This window comes from Weissella viridescens, from assembly GCF_014789145.1.
Taxonomy (GTDB): Bacteria; Bacillota; Bacilli; order Lactobacillales; family Lactobacillaceae; genus Weissella; species Weissella viridescens.
Window position 1 is genome coordinate 541,798 of the sequence record NZ_CP061835.1, and the last position, 19,358, is coordinate 561,155.

The 19,358-nt window shown below is 42.1% G+C and carries 19 protein-coding genes; all 19 read left to right on the forward strand.

Annotation, left to right across the window (positions count from 1 at the left end):
- Window positions 1-5: 5 nt before the first annotated feature.
- The 19 genes from IE337_RS02745 to IE337_RS02835 all read left to right on the forward strand — a co-directional run bounded on the left by IE337_RS02745 (window position 6) and on the right by IE337_RS02835 (window position 19,303).
- Window positions 6-1,478, forward strand: coding sequence for an amino acid permease (locus IE337_RS02745; protein WP_191136699.1), 1,473 nt, complete (start codon window positions 6-8; stop codon window positions 1,476-1,478).
- 218 nt (window positions 1,479-1,696) lie between these two features.
- Entirely contained in the window at window positions 1,697-3,121 is a 1,425-nt protein-coding gene (gene pyk / locus IE337_RS02750; RefSeq protein WP_112468399.1) for a pyruvate kinase, read from the forward strand.
- Between the two features lie 111 nt (window positions 3,122-3,232).
- Entirely contained in the window at window positions 3,233-4,189 is a 957-nt protein-coding gene (prmA, locus tag IE337_RS02755) for a 50S ribosomal protein L11 methyltransferase (protein WP_191136700.1), read from the forward strand.
- Entirely contained in the window at window positions 4,190-4,930 is a 741-nt protein-coding gene (locus IE337_RS02760) for an RsmE family RNA methyltransferase (protein ID WP_191136701.1), read from the forward strand. It abuts the gene before it with no gap.
- Between the two features lie 15 nt (window positions 4,931-4,945).
- A complete protein-coding gene (locus IE337_RS02765) occupies window positions 4,946-5,329 on the forward strand; it encodes a hypothetical protein (RefSeq protein ID WP_191136702.1) in 384 nt (127 codons plus the stop codon).
- Between the two features lie 312 nt (window positions 5,330-5,641).
- Window positions 5,642-6,076 (forward strand): division/cell wall cluster transcriptional repressor MraZ, encoded by a 435-nt coding sequence (gene mraZ, locus IE337_RS02770; RefSeq protein WP_057746082.1) that lies wholly within the window; start codon window positions 5,642-5,644, stop codon window positions 6,074-6,076.
- 40 nt (window positions 6,077-6,116) lie between these two features.
- Window positions 6,117-7,061, forward strand: coding sequence for a 16S rRNA (cytosine(1402)-N(4))-methyltransferase RsmH (gene rsmH / locus IE337_RS02775; RefSeq protein ID WP_191136703.1), 945 nt, complete (start codon window positions 6,117-6,119; stop codon window positions 7,059-7,061).
- Between the two features lie 31 nt (window positions 7,062-7,092).
- On the forward strand, window positions 7,093-7,467 hold the full coding sequence (gene ftsL / locus IE337_RS02780) for a cell division protein FtsL (RefSeq protein WP_191136704.1): 375 nt from the start codon (window positions 7,093-7,095) through the stop codon (window positions 7,465-7,467).
- A gap of 1 nt (window position 7,468) precedes the next feature.
- Window positions 7,469-9,655, forward strand: coding sequence for a penicillin-binding transpeptidase domain-containing protein (locus IE337_RS02785; RefSeq protein WP_191136705.1), 2,187 nt, complete (start codon window positions 7,469-7,471; stop codon window positions 9,653-9,655).
- Between the two features lie 12 nt (window positions 9,656-9,667).
- Entirely contained in the window at window positions 9,668-10,660 is a 993-nt protein-coding gene (mraY, locus tag IE337_RS02790; protein ID WP_057746093.1) for a phospho-N-acetylmuramoyl-pentapeptide-transferase, read from the forward strand.
- 100 nt (window positions 10,661-10,760) lie between these two features.
- The gene (gene murD / locus IE337_RS02795; protein WP_191136706.1) at window positions 10,761-12,113 is read left to right on the forward strand and encodes a UDP-N-acetylmuramoyl-L-alanine--D-glutamate ligase; all 1,353 of its coding nucleotides are present in this window, start codon (window positions 10,761-10,763) and stop codon (window positions 12,111-12,113) included.
- On the forward strand, window positions 12,113-13,210 hold the full coding sequence (gene murG / locus IE337_RS02800) for an undecaprenyldiphospho-muramoylpentapeptide beta-N-acetylglucosaminyltransferase (RefSeq protein ID WP_191136707.1): 1,098 nt from the start codon (window positions 12,113-12,115) through the stop codon (window positions 13,208-13,210). Before murD ends, murG begins: the two co-directional genes overlap by 1 nt.
- A 29-nt stretch (window positions 13,211-13,239) precedes the next feature.
- Window positions 13,240-14,295 (forward strand): cell division protein FtsQ/DivIB, encoded by a 1,056-nt coding sequence (locus IE337_RS02805; protein WP_191136708.1) that lies wholly within the window; start codon window positions 13,240-13,242, stop codon window positions 14,293-14,295.
- A gap of 123 nt (window positions 14,296-14,418) precedes the next feature.
- Window positions 14,419-15,822: a cell division protein FtsA gene (ftsA, locus tag IE337_RS02810; protein ID WP_191136709.1), complete on the forward strand. Its 1,404-nt coding sequence runs from the start codon at window positions 14,419-14,421 to the stop codon at window positions 15,820-15,822.
- Between the two features lie 25 nt (window positions 15,823-15,847).
- A complete protein-coding gene (ftsZ, locus tag IE337_RS02815) occupies window positions 15,848-17,104 on the forward strand; it encodes a cell division protein FtsZ (protein ID WP_191136710.1) in 1,257 nt (418 codons plus the stop codon).
- 16 nt (window positions 17,105-17,120) lie between these two features.
- On the forward strand, window positions 17,121-17,558 hold the full coding sequence (locus tag IE337_RS02820; protein ID WP_191136711.1) for a cell division protein SepF: 438 nt from the start codon (window positions 17,121-17,123) through the stop codon (window positions 17,556-17,558).
- Window positions 17,559-17,572: 14 nt separating this feature from the next.
- Window positions 17,573-17,833: a YggT family protein gene (locus IE337_RS02825; RefSeq protein WP_057746116.1), complete on the forward strand. Its 261-nt coding sequence runs from the start codon at window positions 17,573-17,575 to the stop codon at window positions 17,831-17,833.
- A gap of 13 nt (window positions 17,834-17,846) precedes the next feature.
- Window positions 17,847-18,644, forward strand: a complete 798-nt coding sequence (locus tag IE337_RS02830; RefSeq protein WP_191136712.1) for a YlmH family RNA-binding protein — start codon at window positions 17,847-17,849, stop codon at window positions 18,642-18,644.
- Between the two features lie 8 nt (window positions 18,645-18,652).
- Entirely contained in the window at window positions 18,653-19,303 is a 651-nt protein-coding gene (locus tag IE337_RS02835) for a DivIVA domain-containing protein (protein ID WP_227067624.1), read from the forward strand.
- The last annotated feature ends 55 nt before the right edge of the window (window positions 19,304-19,358 follow it).

Here is a 19,358-nt window from a genome sequence, read left to right on the forward strand (position 1 = left end):
ATTTTATGTCAAATGATGCAAATGAGTCGGCAGGGCTCAAGCGAACGCTAAAAACCCGTCACCTTTCAATGATTGCGCTTGGTGGAACAATTGGAACTGGATTGTTTGTGACTTCCGGTGCCACTGTTGCACAAGCAGGACCAATGGGAGCTCTAGCCGCATACGCGGTCATGGGCTTGATGGTCTACTTTTTGATGACGAGTTTAGGAGAGATGGCGACGTATATGCCTGTTTCTGGGTCATTCTCAACTTATGCTGATCGTTTCGTCGATCCAGCATTTGGTTTTGCAATGGGATGGAATTTCTGGTTAAATTGGGCGATTACTGTGGCGGTTGAAGCAGCAACGGTTGGTGTTGTGATGGGCTATTGGTTCCCGCACACGCCAGGCTGGACCTGGTCATTTGCGACCTTAGCATTGATTTTATTGATTAATTTACTCTCAACTAAAACTTATGGTGAAACCGAGTTTTGGATGGCTATGATTAAGGTGGTAGCGGTCATTGCCTTCTTGATTGTCGGGTTTGCCATGATTCTTGGGATTATGACGTACAAGCCAGATGTTGCCCGTAATCTATCAGTTGGTAATCACGGATTCGTCAATGGATTCAACGGGATTTTAGCTGTTCTGATGGTGGCTGGATTCTCATTCCAAGGAACCGAATTTATCGGTATTACAGCTGGTGAATCTGAAACACCAGAGACATCAGTACCAACAGCAATTAAGCAAGTATTCTGGCGAATTTTGCTATTCTACATTGGGGCAATTTTCGTAATTGGTGCTATCATTTATTACAAGGATCCATCATTATTGAGTGCGAGTGAAGATAATATTGCGGTGTCACCATTTACGTTAGTATTTGAACGAGCCGGGTTGGCCAGTGCGGCAGCTGTGATGAATGCAGTCATTCTAACTTCGGTCATTTCATCAGCCAATTCAGGACTATATACGTCATCGCGTATGTTATACTCAATGGCTGAAGAAGGCATGGCACCGGCTTTCTTTAAGAAGATTAACCCCAAGTCAGGTATTCCAACCCGTGCCTTAGCTGTCACAATTATCGTTAGTGCGTTAACATTGGCCACAAGTTTATTTGGTAAGAATGTTTACTTGTATCTAGTGGCGGCTTCTGGGTTAACTGGATTTATTACTTGGATTGGTATTGCTATTTGTGCTTATCGTTTCCGTCGTGCCTTTATTGCGCAAGGCCATACTGTTTCAGAGTTGCGCTATCATGCAAAGTGGTTCCCGGTAGGACCTATTTTGGCACTGATTATGTCTATTATTGTGGTAGCCGGACAAGATTTGGCATCCTTCCAAGGACCAATCTCACAATGGAATTGGCAGGCTATTATTACAACTTATCTGGCAATTCCAATTTTCTTAGGCCTATTTTTCTACTACAAATTAAAGCACCATACAAAAATGCGTTCATTACAGGACGTCGATTTAAAGACTGATGCACGTCCAATGAAATAAAAACTTTTAAACACACAGCTGGTGGTAGCTGTTTTTTTTTTTGTTAGAAAAACGGTTTACGTTGACCTTGGGTAAACTAATCAAAATATCTTTTTCCTTGGAAGCGTTTACAACGAAAATTTAACCTGAATTTGTGTGTTAAAACACAAGAGAGTAGTGTACAATAATTATTGGATACAAAAGTATTGCTATCAAAAAACAAAGGAGATTTTTCAATAATGAAAAAGACCAAGATCGTTTCTACACTTGGACCTGCCAGTACCGATGTCGAAACAATTACAAACTTGTTAGAAGCTGGTGCCAATGTTACACGTTTCAACTTCTCTCACGGAGATCATGAAGAACATTTGGGACGCATGAACGCTGTGCACGAAGCCGAAGCTAAGACAGGTAAGATTGCTGGTTTGCTATTGGACACAAAGGGTGCGGAAATCCGTACTACTGTTCAAAAGCCAGGTAAAATCGAATTTAACATCGGTGATGTCGTTCGTATTTCTATGGATGATTCACTAGAAGGAACTAAGGAAAAGATTGCTGTTACTTACCCTGGTTTGTTCGATGATGTTCATGTTGGTGGACACGTTTTGTTTGACGATGGAAAAATTGACATGCTTATCACTGATAAGGATGAAGCCAACCGCGAATTGGTAACTGTTGTTGAAAACCATGGTTTGTTGGGATCACGTAAGGGTGTTAACGCACCTGGTGTTTCAATCAACTTGCCAGGTATTACTGAAAAGGATGCCGATGATATCCGTTTTGGTTTGGCAAACGGAATCCAATTCATTGCTGCTTCATTCGTTCGTAAGCCTGAAGACGTTGAAGATATTCGCGTCTTGCTTAAGGAAGCGAACCGTGAAGATGTTATGATCTTCCCTAAGATTGAATCACAAGAAGGTATCGACAACTTCCCAGAAATCTTGAAGGTTTCTGATGGATTGATGATTGCTCGTGGAGACATGGGTGTCGAGATTCCACCTGAAAATGTGCCTTTGGTTCAAAAGGATTTGATCCGCATGATGAACGCTGCCGGAAAGCCTGTTATTACAGCTACTGACATGCTTGATTCAATGCAAGAAAACCCACGTCCTACACGTGCCGAAGCTTCTGACGTTGCCAACGCTGTGTTTGACGGAACTGATGCAACAATGCTTTCTGGTGAATCAGCTAACGGTGCATACCCAGTTGAAGCAGTTGCAACAATGGCACGTATTGACGAAAAGGCTGAAACTGCTTTGCGTCAAAACGGTCGTCACAAGGATGATTATGTAACAGATGATGTTACTGAATCTGTTGCTGCTTCAGTTGCGAACGCTGCTAACAACTTGCCAGATGTTAAGGCTATCGTTGCTGCTACTAACTCAGGTTACACAGCAAAGATGATCTCAAAGTATCGTCCAGATGCTGATATCTTGGCTTTGACATTTGATGAGATGGTTCAACGTTCATTGACAATTTACTGGGGTGTACAACCAATCGTTGTTGATCCAGTAAACACAACTGACGAAATGATTGAACTTGCTAAGAAGCAAGCTGTTGAACAAGGATTGGCTGTTAAGGGTGACAAGATCATCGTTACTGCTGGTATCCCTGTTACAACTTCAGGAACAACTAACTTGTTCACAATCGTAACAGTTGACTAATTTTTAACAATAAAAACACATGATACCTCTGGTATCATGTGTTTTTTTGTTATGTAATTTAGCAATTTATGCTATTCTAATAGTACATAATAAATGAAATGAGGCGGGCTTATGAGTTGGCAAGAAGTGACCGTAACAACACAAAATGAAGCAGTCGAAGCAGTCAGTAATATTTTAATTGAGGCGGGAGCTGAAGGGGTTCAAATTGATGATGCGGAAGATCGCGATCATTATCAAGCGTCTGATGGAACAGTCACGATTGATTGGGATTCAGTGCCAGGTGTGACGCAAGGTGCTGAAGTGTCAGGGTATTTTCCTGCCGATGTCCATGTGTCTGAATTGTTAGATGGTATTCGGGAACGTGTGCAAGGGTTACAAGCCTTTGGATTAAACGCGACGCCGGGGACGGTTGTTCAAAAACCAGTTGAAGATGCTGAATGGGCTACGGAATGGCAAAAATATTATCATCCAGTGCGCTTGACGCGTTATTTAACCGTCGTGCCAAAATGGGAAACTTATCAGCCGCAAATGCCAGATGAGCATGTGATTGTGTTAGATCCAGGCATGGCATTTGGAACAGGGACACATCCAACAACAAAGTTAATGCTTCAAGCTGAAGAATTTGTACTGCGTGGTGGTGAACGCGTTTTGGACGTTGGAACTGGATCGGGGATTTTAAGTATTGCCGCCAAGTACATGGGCGCCAGCGAAGTTTTAGGGACTGATGTGGATGAAGTTGCTGTGAAATCAGCGCAAGGGAACCTTGATTTGAACCCCATTGCATCAGATGTAAAAGTGCAAGTCAGTGACTTGTTGGCAGATGTGACAGAAAGTGATTTTGATGTGGTGGTTGCTAACATGTTGGCAGAAGTACTATTACCGCTTATTCCACAATTGCCGGCTGTGATTAAGCCAGGAACGCAAATTTTACTTTCCGGAATCTATCAAGATAAGATTGAGGCAATTCAAACCGCTTTGCGAGCACAAGGCTTGTTAGTGGACCAAATCATGCAACTAGGTGAATGGTATGGCTTGATCGCACATAATCCCACGGGTGAGGAGGTTTAAATGCAACGTTATTTTTTGGATGAAATGCCCGCAACTGAAACTTTCACATTACCAGAGGATGTTGCCCATCACTTTGTAACAGTATTACGGGCTCGAATTGATGATGAGGCGGAATTTGTCTTACCAGATCATCGAACAATTTGGATTGCGAAAGTCGTGGAAATCACAGACCAAAATGCCATTATGCAGGTTGTTGCAACGACAACGCCACAAGTGGAGTTGCCAGTTAAGGCGACTCTTGTTTTAGGCTTAAGCAAAGGTGATAAACCAGATTATGTTGTTCAAAAAGCAACTGAATTGGGTGTACATGAAATTATATTTGTTGAAACTGAATGGTCCGTTGTGCATTGGGGGATGAAAAGTGACAAAAAGTTAGCACGTTTGGCAAAAATTGCCAAAGGCGCAAGCGAACAAAGTCATCGATTGGAAATCCCAATTTTACGGTACGTGTCAAATCTTCAGGCACTTGATTTACCCACCGACGCCTATAAGGTAGTAGCTTGGGAGGAGAGTGCCAAAAAAGGTGAACGTTCAGCTTTGGCCACAGTTTTTGGCCAATTGGGTCCGCAAAGTCACATAGTGGGGATGATTGGTCCGGAAGGTGGACTATCGCAGACCGAAATGGGGACATTGGAACAGCAAGGGTTTATTCCGGTGGGACTTGGTCCCAGAATTTTGCGAGCTGAGACAGCACCGTTATACCTACTGAGTGCACTGAGTTACGCGCTTGAATTAAATTAGAATGAGGAAGATAGCATGTCATACACAAGAATGTTGAAATATTGGCCGTTTTTGGTCTTGAATCTCCTATTTGCGTTTGGAATCCCGGTTGTTGTTAAAATGAGTCATGTGGCAACATTAGCAAACGTGCTTGGAATTTTATTTCTAGTAAATGGATTATTTAGTATTTATTTAGGTTTATATATTAAGCGGCGGGGGGCTTTTAAAGTTATGCTCCTTGTCTGGCCGATTTTATTTGCGATTGCGGTATGGTTTGGCTTAGAACCAAGTCTTTACGGATATGCTTTCGCAGCAATGTACTTTGTCATCGAAAGTTTGGCCTTTTTTGTAGGTCAGCAAAATGATCTTGATTATGAGGAACAAATTCCAATTGATGAAGGCTATCACAGTTTGAAATAATAATGATGAAATAAGCAGACCGAGCGACGAGCCCGGTCTGCTTATTTTTTGTTTAATTAAATTTGAAAGTGGTTGTGGTGGGGGATTGTTTTTTTGGATGAAAAAATAGAGATAAAATTTAAAAACGTCAGAAGTGACGTGAAACGTTGATTTAAAGCGATTCTCATTTGAGAATCGCTTTTTTTATTAAAAATCATAGTGGGGGATAGTGGAGAATGGTGGTGAATTGTGGTAAATTAATCATGTAAGATTGTGTAAAAAATAAAAAAGTGGTTACTAACAGGTATTTGGCATGAAAGGAGGAATGACGCGATGTTCATGGGTACATACCAACATACAATTGATACTAAAAATCGTCTGATCATTCCGGCCAAATTCCGTAACCAATTAGGTGATTCTTTTGTGGTGACGCGTTGGATGGAGCATTCAATCCGGGCGTATACGCAAGAAGGATGGGATGCCTTTTCAAAACAGGTACGTGCCTTACCAGAAACCAATGCAAAAGCACGTCAATTTAAGCGTTTTGTGTTGGGAGGCGCGCAAGAAGTTGAATTTGATAAGCAAGGGCGAATTACGCTGACGAAATCATTGTGTGAGTATGCACAACTTGAAAAAGAGACAACGGTCTTTGGTTTGGGTGAAGATTCATTCGAAATTTGGAGCACGGCTAATTGGCAGGCTTACGAAGAGAATGTTGCAGAAAACTTTGATGATATTGCCGATGGTCTTGATGATCTCGGTATTTAAAACAAATAATAAGCTGAAAAAGAAAGAAAAGGGCTGAAGCATGGCGGAATTTGAACATACAACAGTATTATTGCATGAAGCAATAGATGGATTAGCTGTCAAAGCTGATGGTACCTATGTGGATGCAACTTTGGGTGGTGGTGGCCATTCAAAGTTATTGGCAAGCAAACTTAATACGGGGAAATTATATAGCTTTGACCAGGATGTCACGGCCATTACATATAATGAAGACCATCTAGCAGAGGAAATCCATGCTGGAAAAGTTGAGTTGGTTCAAACTAATTTCCGTAACTTAGCGCAAGCTTTAGCTGAACGAGGTGTCACAGGCATTGATGGGATTGTATATGATCTAGGCGTTTCATCACCACAATTTGATGATGGTCAACGTGGTTTTTCATACAATTATGATGCGCCACTAGATATGCGAATGGATCAATCACAAGCGCTTAATGCGCGAACAATCGTAAATGAATGGTCATTTCAAGATTTGATGCGGATTTTTTCACGTTATGGTGAAGAAAAGTTTTCAAAACAAATCGCGCGCGCTATTGAACGTACACGTGCTGAAGCACCAATTGAAACAACGTTTGAATTAGTTGAAGTGATTAAATCAGCAATTCCAGCTCCTGCCCGTCGTAAAGGTGGACATCCTGCTAAAAAAACATTCCAAGCGATTCGGATTGCTGTTAACGATGAACTGGGTGCTGTTGAGGATTCATTACAACAAGCATTAGACTTGTTGGAAATTAATGGCCGGATTGCAGTCATTACTTTCCAATCTTTAGAAGATCGTTTAGTAAAAACAATGTTTAGAGAAAAAACAACATTACCCGAACTGCCTGCAGGCTTACCTGTGATTCCAGAAGAAATGGAACCTGATTTTAAATTAGTTAATCGTAAGCCGATTGTGCCAAGTACAGTGGAGATGGATGAAAATCACCGGGCCCATTCCGCTAAATTACGCATTATTGAACGCGTGAAATAAAGTCGTGAAATAAAGAAAGGAAATTAATACTATGGCTACACCAAATTATAATCACCAGTCCATTGTTAAACCGACGCCACAAGTACGCCCTAAACGACAACCCAAAAAAACAGTCAAACGCATTCCACTGGCTCGGCCCAAATGGAACTTTTTAGATTTCACAATGTTAGCAGCAACGATTTTGGTTGCGATTGTGGGTGTCTTTATGGTCATTAATGTTAGTAACCAGGGAGCTAAAGCTAACAGTCATTTAACACAGGTAACAGCGCAACTTAATCAAACCAAAAATGATAATAATGATTTACGTCAAGAAATTGGCACAGTGACCAATAATGATAAGTTGAGTGAAGTTGCTAAAAAAGAAAACCTTACAATGAACAATGACAATGTTAGGAATGTAAAATAAGATGGCACAAAAGAAGCGACACGGAATCTGGAAACAATTGGATAAAAATAGTCGAATAGCTGGCTTAGTTTTGTTAGCTTCAACGATGCTCGTGTTGCTTGTGTTGGGTTATCGGTATGCGCACATCGCGGTTACTAAAGATGTTAAAGGTCATCGACTTGATAAAGCGACACAGCAAATTTATCAAAGTCAAAGTATTGACGAAGCTAAGAGAGGCCAAATTTTTGACGTTAATGGCAATCCCATGGCTGAAAATACGACATCGTATACAGTGGTGGCTGTTCTTGATAAATCGCAGATTGGGCCCAACGGTAAAAAGATGTACGTAACCCCTAGCCAAGATAAACATGTGAGCGCCGTTCTATCAAAAGAACTAGGTGGCAAGGCAAGTACATATGAAAAAGCTTTAAAAGATGGACGAAAGGCCAAGCGCGACCAAGTTCAATTTGGTTCATCTGGAAGTCAATTAGACGTCTTAAAGTACAAACAATTAAAGAATAAACGTATTCCAGGGCTAACCTTTGTTGGTAGTCCAGCCCGGTTCTATCCAAATGGTGTGGCAGCAGCAAATCTGATTGGTTTAGCTGGCAATGTTGAGAATAAGCAGACAGGGTTAACCGAGTTAAAAGGGAATAGTGGTATCGAAGCTGGTTGGAATAAAAATTTGACTGGTAAGAATGGCATTAAAGCCACGGCAGTTGATGAGAACGATGCTAATCGGGCAAAATCAAAACCCGCCGTTAACGGTTCGGATGTTTATACGACAATTGATTCAAAGTTGCAGGCACAACTTGAAACACGTATGGACGTACTTAACGATACGATGGCGCCAAAATCGGCGCTAGCGGTGGTTATGGATACCCAAAATGGAAATATTGTTGCCTCAACGCAACGACCAAATTATAATGCCACGACGGGCCAAGGAATTGGTGACTATTGGCAAAATGAATTAACAAATTCATTTGAGCCAGGTTCAGTTATGAAAGGTGTAACTGTAGCTTCTGCTATAGATACGAATAACTGGAACCCAAATGCTACTTACCGATCAGGAACGTTGAATGTTGACGGTAAAAAGGTGACAGATTGGAATAATGGACGTGGTTGGGGACAAATTAGTTATGACCAAGGTGTTGGATTATCATCCAACGTTGCAATGGCCTTAACTGAACAACGAATGGGTGCCAAAACATGGCAACGATACATTCGGAATTTTGGTTTCTTGAAATCAACAAAATCAGGCTTGCCCCAAGAAAATTTGGGTATGATGCAGTTCCGTTATCCATTTGAGCAAGCTAATACGTCCTTTGGACAAGCGATTTCCACGACGCCATTGCAGATGTTGCAGGCTTATACTGCAATTGCTGGTGATGGAACCATGCTTAAGCCACACGTTGTAAGTAAAATTATTAATCCAAATACACAAAAAGTTGTCTATGAAGCGAAACGACAAAAGGTTGGAAAACCAATCAAGGCAAAAACAGCGGCGGCCACGCGAAAGCAGCTTGAAGCGGTTGTTTATAATGATGATGGTCTCGGCCACGATTATGCATTGAAGGGTGTGCGAACGACCGGTAAATCTGGAACTGCTCAAGTTTCGACGGCGTCAGGTTATCAAAATGCACAAAACCCAACCCAAGAGATTCATTCTTGGATCGGGATGGCGCCAGCTGATAAGCCACGATATATGATGTACATTGTGGTTAAGAAACCGCAAAAAGTGCCGAGTCAAGTGACAAAGCAAATGGCTGGTGTATTCAAGCCGGTCATGACACAGGCTTTGCAGATGGCGAAGGGCGACAATAAAGCTGTAAGTAGCCAAGCGCAATTGACCCAAGTCCCTGATGTAAAAAATCAGAGCCGAAAACAAGCGGTGGATAAAATTGAACAAGCCCATTTGGAGGCGCTTGTAATGGGAGATGGCGACAAGGTTATTGCACAAAGTCCAGCTGGTAAGACGGGGATGTTGAATAAGCAACGTGTCTTCGTCAATACCGGTAAGAATATTGTTGTACCGGATATGCATGGCTGGTCAAAAAATGATGTAATGATTTGGGCTGACTTAGCTAAAATCAAAATCAATAGTAAGGGAAATGGTTTTGTGGCGGCGCAGTCAGTTGAAGGTGGGACACGTTTGAATGAAGGTGTCCATGAAATGACAATCGAGTTTAAAGAACCAAAGGTAGAATAGAGGAGTAGTTAAATGATGTGGATTGTGTTTGTTGGCCTGCTAGTTGGTCTAGCAGCAACTGTGTTTGTTGTACCAGCCCTGCGGGATTGGTTTAAGAAAAAGAAAATTGAACAATTGGTGATGCGTTCAGGTGAAAACGAACCTGATCATGCCGCCAAAGCGGGAACACCGACGATGGGTGGTGCGGGATTTATTGCCGTGGTGATTATCGGTTATGCAATTCTAGGATTCTTTATGAAAGCCTATGATGTTACCGCATTGGTAGTTCTATTGGCAATCTTTCTATATGCGGTTGTTGGTGGGTTTGATGATAGTATTAAAATCTTCAATCACCGCGATGAAGGTTTTCGCTTTTTGCCAAAGTTGAGTGTTGAAATTCTGGCGGCTATCTTAGGTGTTGTGCTTTTGCACATGAGTGGCTTTGAATTTAGCTTGGCCATGCCATTTGGCTTACCAACTTTGCATAATGCCTTCTTCTATACGATTTTTGTCATCATTTGGCTCGTTGGTTGGTCAAATGCGACAAACTTGACGGATGGACTTGATGGTCTTGCAACGGGGTTAGCAATTATCGCCTATGGCTCATACCTTATTATTGCCATGCAACAAGCCAATTCAGGTGTGATGTTACTTGATGCGTTGATGATTGGTGCGCTTGTTGGTTTCTTCGTCTTTAATCATTATCCAGCAAGTATTTTCATGGGTGATACTGGTTCGCTTGCTTTAGGGGCTGGGCTCGCTATGAATGCGATCGTATTACACAAAGAATGGTCAATTTTGTTGATCGGAGTGGTCTTCATGATTGATACCCTTTCAGTTATTATTCAAATTACGTCATTCCGTTTGACTGGAAAGCGTATTTTCTTGATTACGCCTATTCATCACAGTGTGGAAAAGGGTGGTTTGACTGGAAATGTTGAAAAGCCTTGGAACGAATGGCAAGTTGACGCTCTCTTTTGGAGTGTTGGGTTGTTAGGATCCGTACTCTACTTCATTTTGTTTTAATTAAAAGTTACGCTAGTTGGGAGATCAGCGCCCAACATACATAAAATTGTAATAAGCAGGTCAGCTTGACCGTCGATTGTGAATTGGAAAGGATAGGTTTATGCGAACGTTAGTGATTGGCTTTGCCCGCTCAGGTGCTGCGGCAGCAAAATTGTTGTTAGAAGAGGGACAGGATGTGATTGTTTCAGATCCCAAGTTAGATTTTTCGGATCCGAAAGTACAGGCCCTTCAAACAAAAGGCGTCACATTCACGCAAGACCAAGATGAGCAGTTGCTTGATGGTGTTGACCAAATTATTAAAAATCCCGGAATTCCGTATACCATTCCAATTCTTCAAGCAGCGCAAGCGCGAAATATTCCAATCAAGGTTGAAGTGGCTCTGGCCCAACCATACATCGAAGGTGATTGGATTGCGGTGACTGGATCGAATGGAAAAACAACTGCGACAGAGATGATTGCAGCCGTCTTACGGACTCAAACGACAGCTGACCACGATGTGCGCGTTGCCGGAAATATTGGGACACCAGTTAGTGAAATTGCGAAGACTGTGCGACCAACCGATACATTAATTACGGAGCTATCATCCTTTCAACTAATGGGGGTGCCGGATCTGAAACCAAAGATTGCGGTCATTACAAATATTTATGCGTCACATTTGGATTATCACGGATCACGAGAAGCCTATGTGGCAGCAAAAATGAATATTACTAAAAACCAAACAGCGTCGGATTACTTGGTCATGAATTTCGATAAAGCGGAGTGGCGTGACCTTAGTCAACAAAGTAAGGCCCAGATTGTACCGTTTTCGCGCCAAGGAAATAGTACTGCGGGGGCATATCTTGCGGATGGCTGGTTATACTTTAGAGAAGAAGCTGTTATGCCTGCAAGTGAACTAGGTGTAACAGGTGATCATAATATTGAAAATGCGCTGATTGCGATTGCGGTTGGTCAATTGGAGCGTGTGCCAATATCAGCAATGCGTAAAGCACTGAGTGAATTTACAGGTGTTAGGCATCGACTTCAAAAGGTTGGTACTTACTTAGATCGCCTGGTTTATAATGATTCAAAAGCGACAGATATTGAAGCAACAGAAAGTGCCTTGTCTGGATTTAAGCAACCAGTTGTACTACTGGCTGGTGGATTGGACCGTGGCGACGACGAAATGCTGCTCTTGCCTGCCTTAAAGGCCCATGTATCACAAATGGTTGTTTTTGGTGAAACTGCTGATAAGTTAGTAGCGGTTGCAGATGCGGCTAAGCTCCCAGTTGTGAAGACAAAAGACGTTCAAACTGCAGTACCACTTGCTTTTGAAAAGAGTGCACCCGGAGATGTTATCTTACTCTCTCCAGCGGCTGCATCGTGGGATCAATACCCAAATTTTGAAACACGTGGTGATTTATTTATTCAAGCAGTTCAAGATTATGCTGCACAAACACAAAGTGAGGTAAAATAATGCGTATTGTTGTATCTGGTGGTGGAACTGGCGGACATATTTATCCTGCCTTAGCGACGGTCAATCGTTTGAAAGAACGTGAGCCAAAAACGGAAGTCCTTTATATTGGTGGGGAACGCGGTCTTGAAAAGGATATTGTCCCAAAAGCTGGGATTGACTTTAAGGCTGTTGATGTACAAGGTTTTGATCGTGCGATTACATTAAATAATTTTAAAACGGTCTATCTCTTCTTAACGGCAACTAAAAATGCACGCAAGATGTTGAAGGACTTCAAACCTGATGTCGTTGTTGGTACAGGTGGGTATGTTTCTGGACCCGTGCTTTATGCAGCGCAATTACTAAAAATTCCAACAGTGATTCATGAGCAAAATTCCGTTGTCGGCGTGACCAATAAGTTTTTAGCTCGAAAAGCCAAGAAAGTGGGTGTGGCGTTTCCAGATGCCATTAAAGCTTTTAAACCTGGTCAAGCTGAGTTAGTTGGAAACCCTCGTGCTCAAGAAGTTGTACAAAGTACAGGTGAATTTGATTGGGCTAGTTTAGGCTTGAACGCTGACACACCAACGGTACTTGTTTTTGGTGGATCTCAGGGTGCACCTAAACTTAATGCAGCGATGGTTGACGCAATGTCAGAATACAATCAAGCTGACTATCAGGTTGTGTTTGCAACGGGTAAGAAACGTTTTGATGACGTACAAAAGGCATTAAAGGACAATGCCGTTATGCCCGCTGGAAACGTTGCTGTTGTACCATATATTAGCAATATGCCAGAACTCATGCCAAAGGTAGATTTGGTTGTTGGACGGGCTGGAGCAACCAGTATTGCGGAACAGACTGCTCTGGGAAAACCAATGGTCTTAATCCCAAGTCCATACGTCACTAATGATCATCAAACAAAAAATGCACAAAGTTTGGTTGATGCACAGGCTGCAGATATGGTAACTGAAGATGTTCTGAGCGGGACAACGCTTTACCAGGCTGTTAATCAAATTATGACGGATGAAACACTTCGTGCTGATATGGCTAAACATTCAAAGCAACTGGGTGTACCAGATGCCGCGGATGAATTCATTAACCTAATAGAAAATGTGCTTCAATAATTTATGAGACGTGAGAAAGGGTAGAACAGATGACAACAGATGATCCTAAAAAGCCATCGACGGCTGATATTCAAAAGCATTTAAATCAGTTAACGGATGGGGCAACTGGATCATCTAGTCAGTCAGATGGGCCAGTTCAACGTCCGAAACGTAAGCCTAAGATACAATCGCCCAGACAACATCCTGACAAAGCGACTAAAAAACCTTCTTTTTGGCAAAAATGGCGTGATAATGTGCAACGTCAACAGCGTAAAATCAAGCAACAAGGTTTGGGCAATGTGATTAACGAAGAACTGCCTGCCGAAATTGATGATGATGAAAGTGTTGATGCAGTCACACTCACGACGCCCAAACGCTTTGATCGTTTGTCACGAAGCCAATGGCAAGGGATTGGCGTTATGACATTATTCATATTCTTAGCCCTGGTCATTGGTTGGCTGGTTTCTCCAGCGGCACAGGTCCAACACTATCGGGTGGTGGGCAATGATGATTTAACAGCAAACCAAGTTTTACAGGCTGCGCAATTGCGTGAGCGTCAGTCAACTTTTTTAACAGCTAATGAAAGCAGTTACTTTCAATCAAAGGCTAAACAGGCTAACCCACAAATTGCATCATTGGCTTTGACGATTAAAAATTCAACTACAATTCAAGTTAAAGTGAAGGAACATCCTAAGGTCGGGTATATTCAGACGGATTTGGGATACCAAACCTTACTTGATAATGGCGAGGTAATTGGTGAAGCGTCAAAAGAGCGGCCAAGTGATCAATATGCGATTTATGAAAACTTTCCAACTAATCGAAAAGTCCTTGAAAAAGTCAGTCACCAAGTCGGTAAGCTGAATGGACCGATTCGACGTTCGATTTCTGACGTCGTATGGGCACCAACTAAACTCAATTCTGAACGGTTGATGCTCTTTATGAATGATGGGAATGAAGTTTTGATTAATGCGAGTGATGTAGCTGAAAAATTAAAGTACTATCCATCCATTGCCGCGCAAGTTAAAGCAAACCAAAAAAATGTTGGAAATAAAAAAACAATTATTGATTTACAGGTTGGTGCATATGGGTATCAACAAGACTTTTAACATTTGCATGAAATTGAACAAATTTAGTTTGAAAAGTAGAAGAAAGACCCCAAGTATGGTATTCTTTTAAGGAAATGTTTATATATTTTAATGACTTTTAATTTCAGTCGAAGGAGGAAACATATGGCCAATCATGGATTAATTGTTGGTTTGGATATTGGAACCAATACTGTTAAAGCATTGGCAGCTGATGTTCGCAATCAGCAAGCGAATATAATCGCAGTTGGTCGTTCAGTTTCACACGGCGTCAAAAAGGGCGTTGTTGTTGACATTGATGCGACAGTAACTGATATTCGGCAAGCAATGGCACAAATTAATGAGCAAGCTGGACAAACGATTACCGAAGTTGTTGCAGCATTACCAGCTGAAAATATTCAAATTAGCCGACTAAATGGACAAATTACAGTCCAAGACTCACAACATATTTCATATCAAGATGTTGAGGCTGTCGTACATGAAATCATCAAAGGCCAAGTCGCTGCCGATCGAGAAGTTATCGATTTGGTACCACTTGATTTTGTTGTTGATGATTTTGATGGGATTCAAGACCCAAACGACATGGTTGGTATGCGGTTAGCCATGAATGCAATTGCTTACACGGCGCCCAAGCATATTTTGGGTAATCTAAAAATGGCAATTGCAAAGGCTGGATTAAACCTCCGCGACTGCGTCTTAACACCTTTAGCAACCAGTAAGACGGTCTTATCTGAAGCAGAACAAGAATTTGGTAGTATTCTTTTGGATATGGGTGCCGGACAAACCACGGCGTCTGTTGTCCAAGGGAACCAAATTAAGTTTATTTCGTCATTTCCAGCAGGTGGCGATAACATTACGCGAGATATCAGCAATGTGTTATCAATTGGTGGTTATGAAGCCGAAATGCTTAAACTTGATTCTGGCGTGGCGCTAACGCGCTTAGCGGATGGACAAGAAAAGTTGGTGATTCAACGTGTTGGACAAACTGAACCTGAAGAAATTACACAAAAATATCTAGCGGAAGTCATTGAGGCTCGCGTTGACCAAATTTTGGGTAAGTTAGGTGAAAAGTTAAAGATGGTGAATGCCCAGCAACTTCCAGGTGGGGTAACACTCATTGGTGGTACGGCTGCATTAAGTGGTATGCCAGACGCTGTGGAAGCGAGTTTGGGTGTTAAAACCAAAAGTTTCGCGCCCAATGATATTGGGCTACATCATCCCGGTTTTGCCAATGCTTGGGCAGTTATTCAGTCGGCAGCCCAACAATTACCAATTCAATTGGTCGTCAAGCAAGCTTTGTATGGGCTAACCATTCAAGGTCTTGGACGAACAGCTGTAGAAACACAAACGGCTAATCCAAGAGTCGCCAAGGCAGCGCCAGTTTCTGAAACCTATGCGCCAGTTCAAAAGCGACCACAGCCTGTCCGTCCAGTCGAAGATGGTACAGATTTGGATGCTGAGATAAGTCATGAAGATGAAGTTGTAAATACACGTGATTCAGATAAGAAATCATCAAGAATTGGTGAATTCTTTCGTGAATTCTTTGAATAGATACTAGCAATACAAGGAGCTCAATATGGATTTCCAAATGGATACAAATCAAGAATATGGTGCAACAATTAAAGTCATCGGTGTCGGTGGTGGTGGTGGAAACGCTGTTAACCGAATGGTTAACGAAGGTGTAGAAGGCGTTGATTTTATCGTAGCCAACACTGACGCACAAGCCCTCGAACGTTCTTCAGCTGAAGTGAAGATTCAGATCGGATCAAAGGCAACCCGTGGATTAGGTGCTGGTGCACGTCCTGAAGTGGGTGAAGCAGCTGCTAAAGAAAGTGAACAAGAAATTTCTGAAGCACTTGCCGGCGCTGACATGGTCTTTGTCACAGCCGGAATGGGTGGCGGAACTGGAACAGGAGCGGCGCCCGTTGTGGCCAAAATCGCTCGTGACTCAGGTGCGTTAACAATTGGTGTTGTAACACGTCCATTCTCATTTGAAGGACCTCGCCGTGGCAAGTCTGCTGCCGAAGGTCTTGCCAATTTAAAAGAAAATGTTGATACATTAATCGTCATTTCAAACAACAACTTGTTGCAAATTGTTGACAAGAAAGCGCCAATTATGGACGCCTTCAAGATGGTTGACGATGTTTTGCTCCAAGGTGTTTCAGGTATTTCAGACTTGATTACGAAGCCTGGAATTATCAACTTGGACTTTGCTGATGTGAAGACGGCCATGGCTAACCAAGGAACTGCTTTGATGGGAATCGGAACAGCTTCTGGTGAAAACCGTGCCGCTGAAGCCACGCGCAAGGCGATTGCCTCACCATTGCTTGAAGCCAAGATTGAAGGCGCATCAAATGTCTTGCTCTCAATCAAGGGTGGTGCCGATATGTCATTGTTTGAAGCACAAGAAGCTTCAGAAACAATTGCACAAGCGGCTGGAACCGATGTCGATATCATTTTTGGTACAACCATTGATGAAGACATGGATGGTGAAATTATTGTGACTGTGATTGCCACTGGCATTGATAAGACACAAACACCACGTCCTGAAATTAATGTGGGTGGTACAAACGCAACAAGTCCATTTGATGCAACAAGTGAACCTGTGCAACCGGCAGCTGCACCACAACAACCAGCACAACCACAGCAACCAGCTGATCCGTTTGCAAATTGGAATATGGCTAATAATAGTCAAAATGCGCAACCAGCGGCTCAAGAACCACAACCAGCTGCTCCATCGGTTGAAGCGCAACCAAACCAACAACCAGCTGCAAATGAGGACGAAATTGATCGTCCAGCATTCTTTAGCTGGAACAAACGTGACGAAAAGTAAAAGTAGGTGATACTGAATGGCATTTAATAAATTTAAAGATTTTTTCGGTGTTGACGATTATTATGAAGATGAGGTTGCTGATGAGTATCTTGATGATGCACAACAACCAGATGACAACACTGACAGTAAGGTGAAAACAAATCCACGTGCCAATGTCTTAAAGCTAGATGGCAAGCGTAATAGTGCGGCTAAAATTGCATTGTACGAACCACGTACGTATGCAGATGCACAAACAATTGCAACGCAAATTCTTCAAGGTGAAGCGGTTATTGTTAACTTTAGTTCAATCGATGAACGTAACCAATTGCGCGTGCTAGACTACATTGCGGGGGCAACATTTGCTGTTGATGGCGATGTTGAACGTGTAGGAGACCAAATTTTTGTGGCAACACCACATAACTTTGAAATCTCTGGAACAATCTCACAAAACGTGGGACAACAATTCGGTAATTAAGCAAGGAGTCAAATATGGGCACAGTCCTCATGATTTTAGCGTATTTACTACAAGGTCTTGAATGGATTATTGTGATTTGGGCCTTGATGAGCTGGTTTCCAGCGTTACGCGATAGTAAGTTCGGGGAGTTTATTGCCAAAATTGCTGATTTAGTGGTCGGGCCGATTCAAAGAATTGTGCCACCACTCGGAATGATTGATTTTAGTGCGATTATTGCACTAATCTTATTACAAGCAGCGCAATACGGCATTATGTCCCTTGCGCAAAGTTTGTAATGTGGGGCTGGTAATGACTTCAGATCTTTCACAGCATTTCCGCAGTGAGGAACAACCCTTTGTTCAACAAGTGCAAGACTGGTTAATGCAGTGTCAGGCAGAATACCGTATGGTATTAACACCGTTTTTAAACCCTCGCGAACGATTTATCGTTGACACATTGGTAAATCGGCTTGCGGAGGTTCAATTTGTTTCCTCGGGTATCTTTGATAATGCTGAGATGCAACGTGGGTTATTTTTACCAAGTTATATGTCAGCGGATACCGTCAAGACAACGGATTTTGAATTAAAACTTTTGCAGATTCAATATCCGCAAAAGTTTTTAGAAATGCGACATAGTACGATTCTCGGAAGTTTAATGCACAATGGTATCGAGCGTAAATCGGTGGGTGACATTGTGACGGATGGGAATGATAGTTGGCAGCTGGTTACTACGGATGTCGTCGCAAGGTATGTGCAAACACACATCGAACGTTTTGGTAAGGTACCCGTCAAATTTGACGAAGTGGACACTGAAATGGCCATTCAACCTAAGCTCAATTGGGAATTGGATGATATTTTAACCAGTTCGTTGCGATTAGATACAATTATTGCGAATGCATTTAGCTTAACTCAGAGTCAAACCAAAGAGTTAGTTGAAAATGGCCAAGTTAAACTAAATTGGGCCATTCAAAAACGTGCTGAGTTTGAGGTTGCCGCGGGTGATTTGATTTCTACACGTGGCTTCGGACGATTGCAAATATTAAGTGATAATGGGTTAACCCGTAAGGATAAACACAAGTTGTCCGTTGCAAAATTGAAAAATAGATAGGAGATTTAATGATGGCAGTTACACCACAAGAGATTCATTCAAAACAATTTACCACACGTTCAAACAAGTGGTACGATAAAGCCGAAGTTACTGATTTTTTGGATCAAATTGCTGTAGATTACGATAACTTGATGCAAGAAAACCAAGCTTTGCGGACTAAGTTAGTTGAAGCGGATTCTAATGCTACTCAAGTTGAAGAGATGAAACAATCTGTTAACTCATCAATTTTGATTGCGCAAGAAGCTGCTGATCGTTTGAAGAAGCAAACCGAAGCAGAAGCTGAAGCAACTTTGCAACAAGCAGAGACTGAAGCACAAAAGATTGTCATGGAAGCTAATGCGAAAGCAAATAATTTGCTTTCAGAAAGCCAAAGCAAGAATGATGACTTGGTTGCACACCATGACGCAATGGAAAAGGAAATGGCAGCCTTTAAGGAGCGTATCAACGGTTTGTTGCGTGCACAAATGGATCTTATGAACACTGAAGGTTGGGACGAATTCCAAAAGGAAGTTGCCGCACAACCAGTGAATACTGAAGCAGATGCACCCGTTGTCGTTGAACAAGGGGCAAGTGCAACACCAGTTGATGATCCTGATGCTTCAATTTCCGATAGTGCGCAAACTGAAACATTTGTGGTTATGCCAGACTTGCAATCATAAAAAAGGCTTGAAACCAATTGCATTTTTAGGTATTATTCTTATTAAAGTTATCTAA